The 2,002-nt window shown below is 67.0% G+C and carries 2 protein-coding genes; both read right to left on the bottom strand.

The window, feature by feature from the left end; genetic code table 11:
• Positions 1–15: 15 nt before the first annotated feature.
• On the bottom strand, positions 16–990 hold the full coding sequence (gene era, locus QZV72_RS03705; protein WP_297005439.1) for a GTPase Era: 975 nt from the start codon (positions 988–990) through the stop codon (positions 16–18).
• Positions 983–2,002, bottom strand: a 1,020-nt coding sequence (locus QZV72_RS03700) for a hemolysin family protein (protein ID WP_297005437.1), incomplete at its 5' end; no start/stop codon positions are given. The genes QZV72_RS03700 and era, both read right to left, overlap by 8 nt.

Below are 2,002 nucleotides of genomic sequence, written 5' to 3'. Positions count from 1 at the left end.
GCATATCGGCCACGTCTAGAACCCCATCTTCCCCAGCTGCTTCGGGTCGGACTGCCAGTTCTTCGCGACCTTCATCCGCAGGTCGAGATAGATGTTCTGACCGACCAGGTCAATGAGCGACTGGCGTGCGTTGTGGATGATCCGGCCCCACCGGCGGTTGTCTTTGCCCCGCAGGATGCGCTTCTGGCCCTCACGCTCCAGGAAGATCACGGCGTGGACCTCCAGGACGCCCTCACGCTCCTCGGAGGGGAACACCTCGTCGATCTGCACGGCCACCGAGTGCGGCAGCTCATCATGCAGGCCGGACAGCGCCGCCTCACGGATCAGCTCGGACATGCGGGTGTCCCGGTCGTCGTCGGTGACGTGGTCGTCCGGGTAGAACTTCGGCCCCTCCGGCAGCAGGCCCGTGACGACGTCGAGCAACACGTCGAGCTGCACCTGCTCCTTGGCGGAGACCGGGATGACCTCACCGCCGTCCAGCAGGTCGTGCAGCGCCATGAGCTGCGCCCCGACCTGGTCCTTGGACACCTTGTCGAGCTTGGTCACGATGCCGATCACCGGGGTCTTCGGAGCGGAGGCACGGACCGCGTCGAGTATCCACCGGTCACCGGGGCCGATCTTCTCGTCGGCGGGAATGCACAGGCCGATCACGTCGACGTCGGCGTAGGTCTCCTTGACGACCTCGTTGAGCCGCTCGCCGAGCAGGGTGCGCGGCCGGTGCAGACCCGGGGTGTCCACCACGATGATCTGGGAGTCCGGCCGGTGCACGATGCCACGGATCGGATGACGGGTCGTCTCCGGCTGATCGGCGGTGATCGCGATCTTCTCCCCGACCACGGCGTTGGTCAGGGTGGACTTGCCGGTGTTCGGCCGGCCCACGAAACTGATGAACCCGCTGCGGAAACCATCCGGCGCGCTGAAGTCGACCGGGGACGCGGCGGCGTCCCCGGGGAGGTCGGGGAAGTCCGGGAAATCAGGGGAATCAGGCATCGGGGCCTCTCTCGTTGTCGGTGTCAGTGTGGGTGTGGGTGGCGTTCTCGTCGTCGGTCTCGCTGGTGCCCTCGGGCCGTTCCGGCCCGGTGACGACCACCGACCGGACCTTCACCCGGCCCCGGCGGTCCCTGCCACCTTCGCACAGCAGGTGCAGGCCGGCGACATCGACCTCCGCGCCCGGCAGCGGAACGCGGTCGAGTTCGAAGGCGACGAGACCCGAGACGGTTTCGACGTCCCCGTACGTCTCCTCGTCGAACTCCACGCCGGTGTCCTCGTAAAGCTCGCTCAGATCGTCGAGGCTGAGCCACGGGACCACCCGGAACTCGCCCGGGGCGATCTCCTCGACATCACGCACATCGTCGTTGTCGTACTCGTCGCTGATCTCCCCGACGATCTCCTCGAGGATGTCCTCGATGCTCACCAGTCCGGAGGTGCCGCCGTACTCGTCGACGAGGACGGCAATGTGGATCTGATCGCGCTGCATGTCCTCGAGCAGGTCCGCCAGCATCCGTGAGTCCGGCACGAAGAAGGGCTCCCGCATGAGGTCACCGACCGCGATCGAGCCGCGCTCGGCCGGGGCGTCATAGGTCGCGGTAACGAGGTCCTTGAGGTACACCACGCCGACGACGTCATCGACGCTCTCCCCGACCACCGGCACCCGTGACAGCCCGGACCGGATGCACAGGCGGGTCGCCTGGTCAGCGGACTTGTGCCGCTCGATCCACACCATCTCCGGCCGCGGCACCATCACCGCACGTGCGGTGGTGGTCCCCAGGTCGAAGACGGACTGGATCATCTTCTGCTCGTCGACCTCGACGACCCCTCGCTCAGAAGCGATGTCCACGGCCTCGCGCAACTCGATCTCCGAGGCGAACGGGCCCGCTTTCAGAGCGTTCCGTCCGGCGAACAGGCCACCGAGGCGGATGAGCAGGCGGGACACCGGTGACAGGAGCTTTGCGGCGACCAACAGCACCGGTGCCGCCCTGAGTGACAGCGAGTAGGGGTTGCG

Source organism: uncultured Corynebacterium sp. (assembly GCF_902782855.1).
In the GTDB taxonomy this organism is placed as follows: domain Bacteria; phylum Actinomycetota; class Actinomycetes; order Mycobacteriales; family Mycobacteriaceae; genus Corynebacterium.
This window is presented reverse-complemented; position numbering and strand designations above follow the sequence as displayed.